Source organism: Agrobacterium sp. SORGH_AS 787, assembly GCF_030819035.1.
GTDB lineage: Bacteria > Pseudomonadota > Alphaproteobacteria > Rhizobiales > Rhizobiaceae > Agrobacterium > Agrobacterium larrymoorei_B.
Genome location: NZ_JAUTBG010000001.1, coordinates 2115932 through 2131633, shown reverse-complemented (window position 1 = coordinate 2131633; position 15702 = coordinate 2115932). Strand labels below are relative to the sequence as shown.

At 58.7% G+C, this 15702-nt stretch carries 17 protein-coding genes; 16 read left to right on the top strand and 1 reads right to left on the bottom strand.

All coding sequences use genetic code 11. The features are described 5' to 3' along the window. The 7 genes from QE435_RS09390 to QE435_RS09360 all read left to right on the top strand — a co-directional run. On the top strand, positions 1-521 hold a 521-nt coding region (locus QE435_RS09390), incomplete at its 5' end, for a carbohydrate kinase family protein (protein ID WP_349041093.1). Further along, the gene (locus QE435_RS09385; protein ID WP_349041092.1) at positions 518-1363 is read left to right on the top strand and encodes a BtpA/SgcQ family protein; all 846 of its coding nucleotides are present in this window, start codon (positions 518-520) and stop codon (positions 1361-1363) included. The genes QE435_RS09390 and QE435_RS09385, both read left to right, overlap by 4 nt. Continuing rightward, on the top strand, positions 1360-2094 hold the full coding sequence (locus QE435_RS09380) for a hypothetical protein (protein ID WP_349041091.1): 735 nt from the start codon (positions 1360-1362) through the stop codon (positions 2092-2094). The genes QE435_RS09385 and QE435_RS09380 overlap by 4 nt, the downstream gene beginning before the upstream one ends. A 1-nt stretch (position 2095) precedes the next feature. Beyond that, complete coding sequence (locus QE435_RS09375) at positions 2096-2395, top strand: hypothetical protein (protein ID WP_349041090.1); 300 nt, start codon at positions 2096-2098, stop codon at positions 2393-2395. Next, positions 2392-3156 carry an ATP-binding cassette domain-containing protein gene (locus tag QE435_RS09370; RefSeq protein WP_309770572.1) on the top strand — a complete coding sequence of 255 codons (765 nt, stop codon included), beginning with the start codon at positions 2392-2394 and terminating at the stop codon, positions 3154-3156. The genes QE435_RS09375 and QE435_RS09370 overlap by 4 nt, the downstream gene beginning before the upstream one ends. Then, the gene (locus QE435_RS09365) at positions 3153-4190 is read left to right on the top strand and encodes an ABC transporter permease (protein WP_349041089.1); all 1038 of its coding nucleotides are present in this window, start codon (positions 3153-3155) and stop codon (positions 4188-4190) included. Before QE435_RS09370 ends, QE435_RS09365 begins: the two co-directional genes overlap by 4 nt. Positions 4191-4229: 39 nt before the next feature. Next, positions 4230-5183 (top strand): ABC transporter substrate-binding protein, encoded by a 954-nt coding sequence (locus QE435_RS09360; RefSeq protein ID WP_349041088.1) that lies wholly within the window; start codon positions 4230-4232, stop codon positions 5181-5183. 405 nt (positions 5184-5588) lie between these two features. On the opposite strand, the gene QE435_RS09355 is transcribed toward QE435_RS09360, so the two are convergent. Continuing rightward, the gene (locus QE435_RS09355) at positions 5589-6068 is read right to left on the bottom strand and encodes a MarR family winged helix-turn-helix transcriptional regulator (RefSeq protein WP_349041087.1); all 480 of its coding nucleotides are present in this window, start codon (positions 6066-6068) and stop codon (positions 5589-5591) included. 317 nt (positions 6069-6385) lie between these two features. Between QE435_RS09355 and QE435_RS09350 the strand changes: the two genes are divergently transcribed. The 9 genes from QE435_RS09350 (at position 6386) to QE435_RS09310 (ending at position 15699) form a co-directional block, all read left to right on the top strand. Beyond that, a complete protein-coding gene (locus QE435_RS09350; protein WP_349041086.1) occupies positions 6386-7435 on the top strand; it encodes a substrate-binding domain-containing protein in 1050 nt (349 codons plus the stop codon). Positions 7436-7507: 72 nt separating this feature from the next. Beyond that, the gene (locus tag QE435_RS09345) at positions 7508-8746 is read left to right on the top strand and encodes an ABC transporter substrate-binding protein (RefSeq protein ID WP_349041085.1); all 1239 of its coding nucleotides are present in this window, start codon (positions 7508-7510) and stop codon (positions 8744-8746) included. A 70-nt stretch (positions 8747-8816) separates the two neighbouring features. After that, positions 8817-9683 (top strand): branched-chain amino acid ABC transporter permease, encoded by an 867-nt coding sequence (locus QE435_RS09340; RefSeq protein ID WP_306927426.1) that lies wholly within the window; start codon positions 8817-8819, stop codon positions 9681-9683. Beyond that, positions 9683-10735 (top strand): branched-chain amino acid ABC transporter permease, encoded by a 1053-nt coding sequence (locus tag QE435_RS09335; RefSeq protein WP_349041084.1) that lies wholly within the window; start codon positions 9683-9685, stop codon positions 10733-10735. The genes QE435_RS09340 and QE435_RS09335 overlap by 1 nt, the downstream gene beginning before the upstream one ends. Position 10736: 1 nt before the next feature. Beyond that, positions 10737-11465, top strand: a complete 729-nt coding sequence (locus tag QE435_RS09330; protein WP_306927428.1) for an ATP-binding cassette domain-containing protein — start codon at positions 10737-10739, stop codon at positions 11463-11465. Continuing rightward, positions 11462-12166 (top strand): ATP-binding cassette domain-containing protein, encoded by a 705-nt coding sequence (locus QE435_RS09325; RefSeq protein ID WP_306927429.1) that lies wholly within the window; start codon positions 11462-11464, stop codon positions 12164-12166. The genes QE435_RS09330 and QE435_RS09325 overlap by 4 nt, the downstream gene beginning before the upstream one ends. Before the next feature lie 78 nt (positions 12167-12244). Next, positions 12245-13759 (top strand): amidase, encoded by a 1515-nt coding sequence (locus QE435_RS09320; RefSeq protein ID WP_349041083.1) that lies wholly within the window; start codon positions 12245-12247, stop codon positions 13757-13759. Then, a complete protein-coding gene (locus QE435_RS09315; protein ID WP_306927432.1) occupies positions 13759-14058 on the top strand; it encodes an antibiotic biosynthesis monooxygenase in 300 nt (99 codons plus the stop codon). The genes QE435_RS09320 and QE435_RS09315 overlap by 1 nt, the downstream gene beginning before the upstream one ends. A gap of 57 nt (positions 14059-14115) precedes the next feature. Next, the gene (locus QE435_RS09310; RefSeq protein WP_306927434.1) at positions 14116-15699 is read left to right on the top strand and encodes a GMC family oxidoreductase N-terminal domain-containing protein; all 1584 of its coding nucleotides are present in this window, start codon (positions 14116-14118) and stop codon (positions 15697-15699) included. Positions 15700-15702: the final 3 nt, after the last annotated feature.

Sequence of the window (15702 nt, the reverse complement as noted above, 5' to 3'; positions counted from 1 at the left end):
ATATCGCTCATATCCATACGTCCTTTTTCGGGCCTGCTGCACACGGCTTGGTCGAGCGTGCCCGCTCCGCAAATCTGCCCTGGTCCATCGATCTTGAGCCCGCGACGTTTTCTAGTGGCATAGACGCGCTTGCAGATGCCCTGCTAGGCGCCAGTGTCGTCTTTGTGAATGACAGGGCCGCAGCCGCTTTGGGTGACGATCCTGTTGCAAAGCTTCATTCAATGGGCGCCCAGACAATCGTTCGCAGCCGTGGCGCAGATGGAGCGGAGCTCTATCAAAGCGGCATCGTCATCACCGCCCGACCACCTCTCGGCGTGCCCATTATTGACACCACAGGTGCGGGCGACTGCCTCGCGGGATGGTTTCTCTCCGGACAGGCGGCCAGCTGGGCGCCCGAGGTCATAATACGCCGCGCCGTGATCGCCGCCACTCTGTCCTGCAGGAGCGTCGGCGCTCAATCCGGCTATCCGAGCCTGGAAGAAGTCAAAAGTTACTCTGTAAATACGGAAGAGATCGCATGACAGCCCCCATCGTATTGCCTGCGAAAGCCAACGCACTACAGGCACATTTCACTAAACCCAAACCAATCATCGGGGTAATTCATCTCAGGGCACTCCCGGGGGCACCGCGCTACGAGGGCGAAGCAATGGCCTCAATCATCTCCGCGGCGATCAAAGACGCCAAGACACTCGCCAACGGTGGTATCGACGGCATCATGCTCGAGAATGCCAGCGACATGCCGTTCTCTCGCCCCGAGGATATCGGTTTCGAGACCGTAGCAGGCCTTACCGCCGTTTGCCAGGAAGTGCGCAATGCGGTTGATACACCAATTGGCATAACATGCGTTGCCAACGGAGCAATCCCAGGTCTTGCGGTGGCAAAAGCCGTCGGAGCGAAATGGGTGCGAGTGAATCAGTGGGTTAATGCCTATGTGGCCAATGAAGGATTTCTCAATGGGCCGGCAGCCCAGGCGTTGCGATATCGCTCCAATATCGGCGCGAAGGATGTTTCGATCTTTGCCGACGTTCATGTGAAATTCGGCGCTCACGCGATCACCTCCGACAGATCAATTACCGAACAGGCAACCGACGCAGAATGGTTCGATGCCGATGTATTGATTGCGACAGGCACGCGAACGGGATCTCCCACACAGCCGGATGAGGTGAACGAGGTGCGCGCAGGAACAAACCTCCCTGTTATTGTCGGTTCGGGATTATCTTCGGAACAGGTCCCTGCCCTGATGCAGGTCGCGGACGGTGCCATTATCGGACAGTGGCTCAAGGTCGATTCCCGCTGGTGGAATCCGGTCGATCCCGCCCGTGTCGAGGCCTTGATGACTGCAATGGAAAAGGTGCGGCGATGACGAGCCTGACGGGAGATACGGACGTCTTCTCGTCGGCGGCTGCTTCCGGGCCTCCTAAGGCTTCGGTTATGTTCCTTGCCTATCGACAGGACGATCTACCTGGAATTTATGCTGAACATCACCGAGAGGCGGTCCTTTCGGTGCTGCACGAACTGGCGAATGAGGGCTGGACGCTGGCCCTGCGCAAAGTGTTCGATCCAGCGTCGAACAATGATCCGATGGGTATCGATACCGGCTTTACACATGACCACGATATCGCTGGCGTGTTTGAAGCCCCGAGCCTTGAGGTAGCGATCGAAGGCACAATCAGGTTGGAAAAGGCTGGCTGGGCCCGGGCTTTCCGAACAGAATGGCTCATGGGCGTGAAGGAGTTTGCGCCGGTGATGGGTGACGGCGCAATCTCCGATCACGCATGGGTCTTTCTCGCACTTTGGGAATGGAACGACCAATGGTGTGAAGCAACGCCATCGGAACGCACCGAATACGACTTTGAGTGCGATATAGCCTTCAAAGGTGACCTCGCCCACAAAGTAAACATTGCGGGCCGCCATCGCATGGACTGGTCGCATCGCTGGCACCATCTCGGCGCCTGGGAAGTGGCCCATCCGGATATCGCAGACTCCGCCATTCGCGGCCACGAGGTCGTCGCTGATTTCAAATTCACCACATCCCGACACATCGTGGGCCGCCTGACGCCGCTCTCCGACCTTCTTGCGCCGAGGTTTCTTTGACATGACAAACTCGATATGGATCCATTATTCCCGCCCACGCCCGCATTGGTATCTGCTCAGTGATCCCGAAAAGACCGCACTGGAAGAGAGCTGGAACGCAGTTCGCGACAAGGCGAAAGCAATTGGTGGAGCGACGCAGGGACGCTTTCACATCCGTGGTCAGCACGATTTTCAGGAGGTCGAGATATGGACCTTTCCGCAGACAACGGATGCCTTTGATCATTGGGCGAATCTGTGTGTCGCGCGTTACAACGAGTTCTACGCCTTCTCCAACAATATCGGGCTGGAGCTGGACGTATGAGCCAGCCCCTGCTCGAAGCCATCGGCATCCGTCGCACCTTTGGGCATGTTCAGGCTTTGAGAGGGGCGGACTTCAACGTCTTTCCAAACGAGATCGTGGCGCTGATCGGCGACAATGGCGCAGGAAAGTCGACTTTGGTGAAAATCCTGTCGGGCGCGGAGCGCCCTGACGGCGGCTCCCTTAAAATTGATGGCCAGGAGGTCCGTTTCGGATCGCCACTTGATGCCCAACTCAATGGCATCGCGACGGTATATCAGGACCTGGCGCTCGCGCCCGATCTGACGCCGGCCGAAAATCTATTTCTCGGCCGGGAAATCCTCAAGCCCGGCGTCCTCGGGAAGCTAGGCTTCATAGACCGCAGCACGATGCGGACCCGCGCTGTCGAGCAATTCGCCAAGCTTGGCGTGCAATTGAAATCCCAAAGGGTCGCCATCGATACACTGTCGGGAGGACAAAGACAGTCCGTGGCAATCGCCAGGGCTGCGATGTGGGCACGCAAGCTCGTCATCCTCGATGAACCAACCGCCGCCCTGGGGGTGATTCAGACGCAACGTGTGCTTGACCTATGCAAGAGGGTTAGAGACGCGGGAACTTCCGTCGTGCTCATCAGCCACAACATGACGCAGGTTCTTGACGTTGCAGATCGGGTTCAGGTGCTTCGACTTGGCCAGACCGTCGCCGACCTGCGCGCCAGCGAGACCAATGTCGAAAACCTTGTTCGGGCGATGACCAGCGGACAGGTAACGGAGAAAACTGCATGAGCGACGAAACGACCGTAGCAGATGTCAGGTCGACCGGAGACCGCTTTCTGCGCCTCGTTACAGCCGGTTGGATCTTCTTTCTACTGATGGCGCTGATCATGATCTTCGCCGTATTGCGGCCTGCGCAATTCGGCTCTGGCTACAATCTCCAGCAATTGGCGATCAACGCCGCAATCCTCCTCGTCCTGGCAACGGGACAAACTTATGTCGTCATCACGTCCGGGATCGATCTGTCTATCGGTTCGGTGCTCGTATTTGCATCCGTGGTATCTGCCAAGGTTATGCTTGCGCTCTCCGGCGCCGATGGGGCCACTTACGGCACAACGGCTGCCGGCTGGGACATTATCGCTATCGGCACGGTCGCAGCACTCATTAGCGGCGGCCTGTGGGGAGCGCTCAACGGGTTTCTGATCGCGGTCGCCCGCATACAGCCGCTCATTGTCACGCTCGGCACTCTCGGCATGGCGCTCGGCGGCGCGCAGATCCTGTCAGGCGGCGTGGACGTTCGCGCGATGCCGGAGCTTCTGGTGAGCCATGTCGGTTCCGGTCGCCTATTTGGAATACCAATGCTGGTCATCATCGCGGCCATCACGGTTGTCATTGCCGGAATTGTTCTTCATCTGACGCGTTTCGGTCTGCAGGTCTTCGCGGTGGGCTCGAATGCAGAAGCCAGCAGACGGTCCGGCATCCCAACGACTGCGCGCCTCATCCAAGTCTATACGATCTCGGGAGTGATGGCGGGCATAGCCGCGGTCATGGCGAATGCTCGTTTTGCCACGACCACGATCAACGGTCACGCCATGGACAATCTTGCAACGATATCGGCCGTGGTGCTCGGCGGAACCAGTTTGTTCGGAGGAGCCGGCACAGTCTTTGGGACGGTCGTCGGCGTCTTTATTCCAATCATCCTTCTCAATGGCTTTGTCATCCTCGGCATTCCGCCGTTCTGGCAGACTGTCGCGATGGGTGCCGTGCTGATCCTCGCCGTCTGGATCGATCAACTCAAACGACGGCTTCGCAAACGCGGCAAGTGACGCCACTGCCGTAATGAAAAGGGGAACAAAGGAAAAGCCATGAAAAAAGCTATCGTCGTCACCACCATCACATCTGCCTTGCTTGCAGCATCCGCCTGGACTGCGACAGCCCAGGAAGAAAAGAGCGTCTCGCTTGTTCTCGGATCTAGCGGCAGCCCCTTTTATCAGGCCATGCAGTGCGGAGCCAAAGCCAAGGCCAAGGAGTTAGGACTGTCGTTGACTGTCTCGGCGGCAGACCAATTCGCAACAGATGCACAGATCCCAGTGATCAACGCCGTTACTGCCGCGGGCCCGAAAGTTGCGGCCATTGTCCCCACCGACATGCAGGCGTTGATCCCGCCGATGCGCGAACTATCCACACGCGGGACCAAGGTTATCACGGTCGATCAGACGATCGCAGATACGAGCTTTGTCCATACGCAGATCCTGACCGACAACGAAGCTGGCGGCGGAATGGCGGCTGACCAAATAGCATCATTGATCGGCAAAACCGGCAAGGTGCTGGTGATCACCCAGCCACCAGGCTCGTTGGCACAGGACGCGCGCGCAGCTGGTTTCGAGAAGACATTGAAGGAAAAATACCCACAGATCACGTTCCTGGGTGCCCAATACCAGTCGAATGATCCGCAAAAGGCGGCGGAAATCGTCACCTCGACGCTATCCGCTCATCCCGATCTCGCTGGCATTTTTAGCACCAACGATCAGGGCGCGATTGGCGCAGTAACCGGATTGCGTCAAGCGGGCGCTGTCGGGCGTGTGAAAATGGTCGCCTATGATGCAGCAAGTGCCGAGGTCGCAGCTCTGAAGAAAGGTGACATTCAGGCGCTTATTGCGCAAAATCCAAAACTTGAAGGCGAAGTTGCAATGGAGACGGCGGCCAAACTGATCGCCGGTGAGAAACTGCAACCCGTTACCATGACTGAAATTGTCGCCATCACCAGCGGTAATCTGGAGTTGGCGAAAAAGTACGAATACATCGCCGACTGCATGTGAGTTGACGAGGGTTGCAGTACAGCGCTGCAGCCCTCCATTTTGGGGCTGGAGCGGCGTCGGAGCGCGGATCGTTAATGGCGTTATCGCAGGTGATCGGCGATCACAGTAACCGGTTCACGCAAGCACGCCATTCAGACACCGCACCTCCCATCGCCATTGTATCGGCAAGAATTAAGTTCAAGGTCACGAACTAGGCGGAATACGAAGCAGGTTTTCGTCGGCGTGACAGCCTGACAATTTGGATAACGCTGGAGCCGGTGCCGTCCTGATAGGCGCGGAGGTGGCAACCGCGCAATTCCAATCCACTGGTCGAGATATCAAGCATGGTGATCGCTAGATGCTTTGCGACATAGCGAGACATTGGTCAGAGCCCGACTCCGCGTGGTGAAGTTCGCGCAACACCTGTCAGACTTCCTGTGACCCGCTGAAAGCTAAGGTATCATGGCTTTTTTCACCACCACTCTTGTCGGCGGCAGGTCGCCTGGATTCGCGCAAGACCGACCTCAGGAGTCCTGACAGGTCGTTAAGAGCCGCCGCACCCAGAGATTGCGTAAAGCTTCTCTCTACACCTTCACCGATAGACGCCAGTTGTGCAAACGTCGCACTACCCTTTTCAGAAAGGAAGACAAGAACCCGGCGCCTGTCATTCGGATCCGGACCGCGGAACACGTCGGCGGACGCAACCATCTTATCTACGATCTTCGTCAACGTCGGAGAATCGACGAAAACCTGTGCGGCAAGATCACCCATCGGAATGCCACTGCGGGCCGCCAGGGCCTTGAACACGCGATATTGCTCAAGCGACACACCGTGAGCTTTGAGAGGGCCTTCGAGGGCCTGCTCAATCTGACGGTTAACGCCTGAAATAAGGTCAGCCAATTGCATGCGACTACCTTCCATTCACAATACATCGCGTTTCAATATTTCATTCTACATATAATTTTCGATATGCGTCGCGCAAGTCGTGCCAAGCGCTAAAATTTCGCACAAGAATTGTGCAACGCAGCGAACAGCTGAACAGGTTTTCCGCTTCCCGCCGCCTCCCAAAACCGGAGAGACCTAGCCTATTTAGCAAAAAAGAAGCAAAATCATCATGTTCATTCCATTTTGACAACAGCCGCCGCCGATCTGGATATGGCATAGTTCCTGCTTCTCATTAAGCCGTGTTCCATTCAGAGGAAACACCAATAGGAGCGCGGACATTGAAGCCTGTGCGGATAGGTCTACTCATCGCCCAACAGGGATCCGCCGGACTGTGGGCTCCCTCTGCTGAGGCATGCGGTCGTCTGGCGGTTCAGGAGATCAACCAGAATCAGGGAATCCTCAAACGCCACATTGAATTGCATGTCGTCGATGCAGGTTCCACCGCGGAATCCGCCGCGGAGGCGGCCCGACATGCCGTCGAAGAACGCCGAGTGGCCGGCGTCGTATCGATGATCCCCAGCTATGCACGCGAGTCGGTCGCACGCGCGACGAGCGAGCGGGTCCCGCTGGTTTACACTCCCCAGTTCGAAGGCTATGCCCGGGAGCAAAATATCCTCACCACCGGCGAAACCGCCGAGGAACTCATGGCCCCTGCCTTGCGCTGGCTGATGGCACGGAAGAATGCGCGCCGCTTTTTCCTGTGCGGCAACGACTATATCTGGCCCCGATCCAGTCTGAAGATCGCGCGCGCGTTCATCGAACGCGCAGGTGGAATCGTAACCGGCGAATTATATTCGCCGGTTGGAGTGCTCGACTACGACGAAATGCTGGACCGGATAAAGACCACCCGCTCCCATGTGGTTCTTCCGTATTTCCTCGGCTCGGACAGCATCGCATTCAACCGTGCGTTCTACGAAATGGGTCTTTCGCCGAGCGTCTTGCGCTTCAGCTCCGCGATCGACGAAACCATCGTATACGGTCTGAACGAAGACGAAACGGAAAATGTCTTCGTTGCCTCTGCCTATTTTTCGGCAATGCGCTCGCGCAATAACGGCGCTTTTCTCGAACGGTACCACACGGCCTATGGAGACAATCCACCGCCAGCCAACGCTTTCGGGCAATCGTGCTACGAGGGGATCTATTCCCTTGCAGCAATGGTCGAGGAGGCAGGCAGCTTCGATGTGCACCTGCTCAAAAAGGTTTATGGACGGGTACCCCTCCAGAAGACAGCCCGCGGCAACGAAGCCAAGCCAGCGGTTGGCAGCAGCCACCCAGTCCATGTTGCCCGGCTGGACGGCTACGATTTCTCGATCCTGAATGCACCTTAAATAATAGTTGCTTTTTCAATTATTGTATTTTTAAATAACCCCATAGTGATCATCACAAGGGGAACTCAAAACATGATCCTGTCTCGCCGCCGCTTCCTCCACCGCACCGCGTTGACCTCCGCCGCGCTCGTCGCGGCCCCCGCCATCCTCCGTCAGGGCGCACTAGCCGCCGACGATACCATCCTGCTGGGCTCGCTTCACGATCAGTCCGGCCCTCTTGCCGCATCCGGCGTTCCCATGGTCTACGCGCTGAACCTCGCAGTCGAGGAAATAAATACCGCAGGCGGCCTGCTCGGACGCCAAGTCAAGGTCGTCCATTACGATACTCAGTCGAACATCCAGATGTACTCACAGTACGCCCAGCAACTGGCCCTGAAGGATAAGGTGGCCGTGGTGCACGGAGGCATTACCTCTGCCTCGCGCGAGGCCATTCGGCCGACATTCGACCGCTTCAAGGTGCCGTACTTCTACAACGTTCTCTATGAAGGCGGCGTCTGCGACCGCAACACCTTCTGCACCGGAACGACACCAGCACAGACCGTGGAAAAGCTCGTTCCCTCCGCTATGAAGAAGGCGGGTAAGAAAGCCTACATCATCGCCGCCGACTACAATTACGGGCAGATCACCGCCAAATGGATGACGAAATACGTCAAGGACAATGGCGGCGAGGTGGTCGCAGTCGACTTCTTCCCGCTTGACGTTACGAACTTCGGCCCGACTATCTCCAAGATTCAGGCCGCCAAACCTGACCTGATTCTGTCAGCGCTGGTGGGCGGCAATCACACCGCCTTCTATCGTCAATGGACATCGGCCGGCATGAAGAGCCAGATTCCGATCGCGTCCACGACATTCGGCCTCGTCAACGAACCTTCGACGCTCGACGCCGCCGAAAGCGACGCCATTCTCGGTGCTTACGGCTACTTCGAGGAACTCAACTCGGCGGCCAGCAAGAGTTTCGTGGAGAAGATCAAGAAGGCTCATTCCGATACGCCCTACATCAGCGAGTTGGCTGCCGCGACTTATGAAGGCGTTCATCTCTGGGCACTTGGCGTGAAAAAGGCGGGCGCGATGGACCGGTTGAAGGTCGTCGAAGCCCTGGAATCCGGCCTTTCCTTCGACGGACCGACGGGCAAGGTGACGATCGATAAGGCGACCCACCACACGACACGCAACGCCTTCCTGGCAGAGGTGAAGGATCGAAAGTGGTCGGTGCTGGAAAGCTATCCAGATGTCGCTCCGGCCGACACTGCAAGCGTCTGCGACCTGGTGAAAAACCCGAACGACACCAAGCAATACGTCATCAATCTCTGACGATCCCGCCGGACGGCGCGCAGGCGCGCCGTCAACCCGCAATCCCTCCCTTATAAGGAGAAGGATCGACATGGATATCTATCTGATCCTGCTGCTCGACGTCATCAACGGCGCAGCCTCTCTCTTCCTGCTTTGCCTTGGACTGGCGATCATCTTCGGCATGATGAAGATCATCAATCTCGCCCATGGCGAATTTATCATGCTCGGCGCCTACGCCACCGTCATCTCCACCAATGCCGGCGTCAATATCTGGGTGTCGATGCTCCTCATCGCCCCACTTTTCGTCGGCCTTGTCGGGCTGGTCATAGAACGTTGCCTTATCCGTTTCCTTTATGGCCGCCTGGTCGATTCCATGCTTGCCACCTGGGGGCTCAGCCTGCTCATCATCGGCATCGTAACGACCGTGTTCGGCAACACGATACAGGGCGTCCCGACACCTCTCGGCGGCTTTTCGATCGGTAATTACCGGTCGAGTTACTACACGCTCTTCCTCATGTTCATGGCCATCGTGATGATGGCGGTCATCTACGGCGTGATGCGTTATACGAGGCTCGGCCTGATTGCCCGCGCCACTATGCAGAACCCGGCGATGGCCAACACGCTCGGCATCAATCCGGCACGCGTCTACATGGGGACCTTTGCCGCAGGTGCCGCGATCACCGGCCTTGCCGGCGGATTGCTCGCACCGGTCTCCGGCATCACACCGGTCATGGGCGGCGCCTATGTCGCCAAGGCCTTCATCAGCGTGGTCGGTGGCGGCAGCGCCATTCTCTCCGGCACGCTTTCGGCGGCAACCCTCTTCGGTTCAATCAACCAGATAGGTGCCTATTTCACCACTCCTGTCTTCGGCGAGGTACTCGTGTTCACTGCCGCCATCGTCCTCATCCGCCTCCTGCCCCAAGGCATTTCCGGCCGGTTCTTCAAGGGGAATCTCTAATGGCAAACCGTCTTGCTCTTTCTGCGCAGGCTGCGGCGGTGGTTGTCGCTATCGCGGTTATCATGGCAGCCCCCTCCTATCTGGAAATCTTCTCCCTGATGCAGGTGACATTGTTTGCGGCCATGGCCGTGCTCTCGCTGAGCCTCGCCTTCATCTGGGGTCTTGGCGGCATCCTGTCATTCGGACAGTCCGCCTTTTTCGGCCTCGGCGCATATACTTACGCCATCGCGGCAATCAACTTTCAGGACTCAACGCAAGGGATCATGCTTGCCATCCTCGTACCGTCCATCTTCTCCGCCATCCTCGGGTACTTCATCTTCTACGGTCGGATCTCGGATGTCTATCTGGGTGTCATTACCCTGACCGTCACGCTCATCCTATTCAATGTCGTCAACTCGACGTCGGGTGACGAGTACAGGATCGGCGATGCAATGATCGGCGGTTTCAACGGCATTCCCGCGGTACCGACCTTCAACATGCCCTTCGACCCCACCAGCCCCTTGTCGCCTGAAGCCGCCTGGTGGGCAACCGCCGGGACACTGCTCTTCGTCTATCTTGCATTGCGGCTCCTGCTTGCCAGCCCCTTCGGTCGCGTGATCGTGGCGGTACGAGAAAACGAAACCCGTGCCTCACTGCTCGGCTACGATCCGCGCCTTGTCAAACTAATGACCTTCATCATCGGCGGTGCCGTCGCTGGACTGGCCGGAGCACTCTACGTTAATTGGGGTGCGTTCGTGGGGCCGACGATCTTCAGCCTGAGCCTGTCGGCGGAAATCATTATCTGGATCACAATCGGTGGCCTTGGCACCCTTCTTGGCCCATTGGTGGGCTGCGTCCTTATCGAGTACATCGTCGCCAGCATTGGCAGCCAACAGACGCTGAATTCCAATCTGGTGCTCGGAGCGGTTCTACTGGTCTTTGTCCTTCTTCTTCCGAGGGGTCTCGTGCCAACCATAAGGGATATCCTTCTGCGTCTCATTTCCCTCCGCACACGCGTTCGGCAGAGCGCACCGGCCCCGACTGCAAATCCGCAACCCGCAGGAGCAGACTGAAATGACGGAACCTCTCCCCCTCCTCAAAACTGAGCACTTGACCATGCGCTTCGGTGGAGTGGTCGCCAATGACGACATCAATTTCACCTTACAGGAGATGGAATTAAGGTGCCTGATCGGTCCGAACGGTGCTGGCAAGAGCACCTTCTTCAAATCGCTGACGGGCCAGCAGACGCCGACCTCCGGCACGATCGCCTTTCGAGGTCAGCCGATCGCCGGCAAGCTGCCGCATGAGATTGCCCGCATGGGGATCGGCATCAAGACGCAGGTGCCGAATGTCTTCAACGGCCTTTCCATATCCGAAAACATATGGCTGGCCGCTCGTCGAAAGGCGACACCCGTGGGCCTGCCCAAGCTCGTTGCCCATGTCCTCGACCTCATCCAACTGTCTGGGGACAAGGAACGGATTGTTGGCACTCTGTCTCACGGTCAGCGGCAATGGGTGGAGATCGGGATGGTTCTAGCCGCCGAGCCGGACCTGATCCTGCTCGATGAACCGGCTGCCGGCATGACCGACGAGGAGACGCTGCGCACCGCCGACATCATTCGCGACATCAACCAATCCCGCGCCATCGTCGTTGTCGAACACGACATGGCCTTCATTCGCCTCATCGCCAAAACCGTGACCGTCTTTCACCAGGGCCGCGTGCTGATCGAAGATACCGTCGACAAGGTGCTGGCGGATCAACGTGTTCGCGATGTCTATCTCGGAAAGAAGGTGGCGGCATGACACGACTTCTCGACGTTAAGGGACTGCGCTCCGGCTACGGCCGCATCCCAATCCTCGCCGGTGTCGACATGACGATGGACGAGGGTGAATATCTGGGCATTCTCGGCCATAACGGCATGGGAAAGACAACGCTGATGCGAACGCTCATGGGGCATCTTCCAGCCACGGGCGGCACCGTCGAGTTCGCCGGCAAGACCATCACCGGCATGAAGCCCTACGAACGGTCCCGGCTCGGCCTTGGCCTGGTGCCGCAGGGGCGAGAAATCTTTCCCGAACTCAGCGTCATGGAGAACCTCCGTATGGGGTTGGCGTCGGCGCCACGCGAGGACCAGGCCGTCATCGATACAGTACTGGAAGATTTCCCGCGGCTCGTACGGCTTCTCGATCGGCGAGGCGGTGCGCTTTCCGGCGGCGAACAGCAGCTTCTGGCGCTCGCCCGCTGCCTGTGCACCCGCCCCCGCCTGGTCCTGCTCGACGAGCCCACCGAAGGCATCCAGCCCTCGATCATCGAGGAAATGATCGAGACGCTTCTGGCCCTCAAAGCCCGCTGGAAGCTTTCGCTCATCGTCGTTGAGCAGAACCTGGAATTTATCACCGCGCTGTCGGAACGCATCCTGCATATCCAGAAAGGCCGAATGACCGGCGAACTGGACCGGGATGCCATTCTCTCCGGTGAAATAGGCCTCGCCGCCATGGCCTAACCTGCCGGGAGGCACCCGAGCCTCCCTCCCCACATTGCCAATCTTTAAAACTCTTGTCTCAACAGGAAAGGATGAGTCATGTCCATCACACGCCCCACCATCGACGATGTCGCGGATCTCGCCGCTGAACTCCATATGACCATGTCGCTCGCGGAAGCAGCCGAATATCACGCATTGATGGGCGGCATGTTCGACGCCTACGACGTGATCGACGCCCTGCCCAATCCGATGCCACAAGTGAAATATTCCCGTATACCCGGCTTTAAGCCGGCGCCGGAAGACAACAAATACGGCGCCTGGGCGATCAAGACCGAAGTCAAAGGCGCTGCGGAAGGCAAACTGGCAGGCCGAACAGTCGTTCTCAAGGACAATGTCGCACTCGCGGGCGTCCCGATGATGAATGGCGCGACGACGCTTGAGGGCTTTATTCCCGCGGCCGATGCGACCATCGCCACCCGCATGCTCGATGCCGGTGCGACCATTGTCGGCAAGGCCGTTTGCGAACATTTCTGCCTTTCCGGAGGCAGTCACACCTCCGATCCCGCGCCGGTCCACAATCCCTGGCGCATGGGCTATTCCGCAGGCGGTTCCTCGTCCGGTTCGGCGGCCCTCGTCGCATCCGGCGAGGTTGATATGGCCATCGGCGGCGATCAGGGCGGCTCGATCCGTATTCCAGCCTCCTTTTGCGGGATCTACGGCATGAAGCCGACACACGGTCTGGTCCCCTATACCGGCGTGATGCCGATCGAATCTACGATTGATCACACCGGTCCGATGACAGCCTCCGTCGCTGACAACGCGCTGCTCTTGGAAGTGCTGGCGGGTGCCGACGGGCTCGATCCGCGCCAGTATTCACCGCAGGTCAATGCCTATACCGAAGCGCTCGGCAAGGGCGTGAAGGGCATGAAGATCGGCATTCTCAAGGAAGGTTTCCTGATGCCGAACCTTCAGCCGGAAGTCGATGCGAAGGTGCGGGCGGCAGCCGACAGGCTTGCAAAACTCGGCGCCGAGGTGTCCGAAGTCTCCATTCCAGAGCATCTGACAGCGCTTGCGGCGTGGAACCCCATCACGCTCGAAGGTTTCGTAATGCAGATGATGCACGGCAACGGCATGGGCTTCAACTGGAAGGGGCTTTACGATGTCGGCCTGATCGAGGCCCATTCGACTTGGCGCCAGAAGGCGGACGACCTCTCGAAGACGCTAAAGCTGACGATGCTCGTCGGCCAGTGGGGCCTCAGTCACTATCGCGGCCGTTACTACGCCAAGGCTCGCAACATCTCCATCGCAGTAAAGGCCGCCTATGATGCCGTCTTCGCGAATTACGATCTGCTTTTGATGCCGACGCTGCCCTGCGTTTCCACGCCATTGCCGGCCAAGGACGCATCGCTTGAGGAGATCATAACTCGCGCCTTCGAAATGACCGGCACGACCAGCCCGTTCGACGTGACGGGGCACCCTGCCATGTCCATTCCCTGCGGTCTTGCGGACGGCCTTCCCGTCGGTCTCATGCTCATCGGCAAGGACTACGCGGAAGCAACGATCTACCAGGCCGCCAGTGCCTTCGAGGCGGACGGCGACTGGAAGACGTTCTGATGCAGACGATCAGCGCTATCATCCGCGTCCTGCCCGGCAAGGAGCAGGTCATGCACGACGCGCTTCTTGCCGTCGCCGCCCATGTGAAGGCGAACGAGCCGAAGACACTCGGCTTTTTCATCGCCCAAGGTGACGAGGACCCGTGTGTGTTTACGACCTACGAGCGGTTCGCCGACAAGGCAGCGATGGATGCGCACAACAGCTCCGAGGCGGTGGCGACCTTCTTCGCCATCGCCAAGCCTATCCTCGATGGTCCGGTAACGCTGGTGACCGCCATCGAGACCGGCACACCGAACTAAAGAACTGGCTGGCGGAACGTCCGCCGGCCTCCCTCGAAGACCTTACGGAAGAACGCCATGTACGACACGATCATCGTGGGAGCGGGATCGGCCGGCTGCGTTGCCACCTATCGGTTGAGCCAGGACGAGAGCCGCAAGGTCCTCGTTCTCGAAGCCGGGCAGGACGCGCCCCTTGCCTCCAATATCCCGTCCGACTGGGTGACCATGTTCAACACCCGCGCCGACTGGGGATATTACACCGAGCCGCAGGCGGGGTGTCGCGGTCGCCGCGTTTTCTGGCCCCGCGGCAAGATGGTCGGCGGGTCCGGTGCCTTGAACGCCATGATCTACATCCGTGGACTGGCAAGCGATTACGACGCCTGGGAACAGGCCGGATGCGCCGGATGGGGCTGGCGTGACGTGCTGCCTGTTTTCCTCTCCAGTGAGGACAATGCCGATTTTTCCGACAACCCCTGGCACGGCACCGGCGGACCGCTGCATGTCGGTCACGCACCCTACGTCGATGAACACGAGTACCAATGGCTGGAAGCCGCGGCTGCGGCGGGTTATGCCCGCACCCCCGATTTCAACGGGCCGCGGCAGGAGGGAGTCGGCCTCTTCCAGTTCACGATCAAGAATGGCGAACGTTGGAGTGCCGGCAACGCCTATCTTCGCCCCGCCCTCCTCCGTCCCAACGTGACGCTCACAAAGGGAGTCCTGGTCACCGGATTGATCGTTGAGAACGGCCGCGCCACCGGGGTCAAGTATCTCGTCAACGGCGTACCGGAAACAGCGTATGCCTCAAGCGAAGTGGTGATGGCGGCCGGCGCGATCGGCACCTGCCATATATTGATGCTTTCCGGCATTGGCTCAGCGGATGAGCTGCGCCAGATAGGCATATCCCCCCGACACGACCTGCCCGGCGTAGGCAAGTCGCTTCAGGACCACCTCAACATTCCTGTTTCCTTCTACTCCAAGAAGCCCATGGGCATCGGCGCCTGGACGGAAGAGATTATGAACGAGAGCATGAAGGAATGGCAGGACCGTCGCAGTGGTATGCGCACCTCGCCCTGGGTTGCCGCAGGCGCGCATGTCTGTAGCCGGGAAGGCATCGAGCCTGACCTGCAGCTTTACGGCGCGATCACCCCGCACCGCGACTACGCCCGTTTTCTTGGCGGTCGCTCCGGCATCACGGCCCACTGTGTGCTTCAGCGTCCGAAAAGCCGCGGTGAAATCCGGCTTCGGTCCGCCGATCCGACCGAACACCCCGCGATCGATCCTCGCTATTTCGTGTCTGACGAAACGGGCACCGATCTCACGACATTGGTCGAAGGCGTTCGCATAAACCGTCGAATCCTGTCTCAAGCGCCGATCCGTGATCTGATCGACTACGAGCTTTCACCCAGCGCTGAATGCAGGACGGACGAGGAGATCGCGGATTATGTGCGCGGCCACATGGCGACACTCTACCATCCCTCCAGCACCTGCCGCATGGGCACGGACCCGCTGGCGGTCACCGATCCCGACACCATGAAGGTTCACGGACTGGAAGGCCTTCGCATCGCGGATGCCTCCGCCATTCCGATCATGGTGTCCGGCAATCTCAATGCGCCCACGATCATGGTCGCTGAACGCACCTGCCAGAAAATCCTCGCAGCCTAAGGA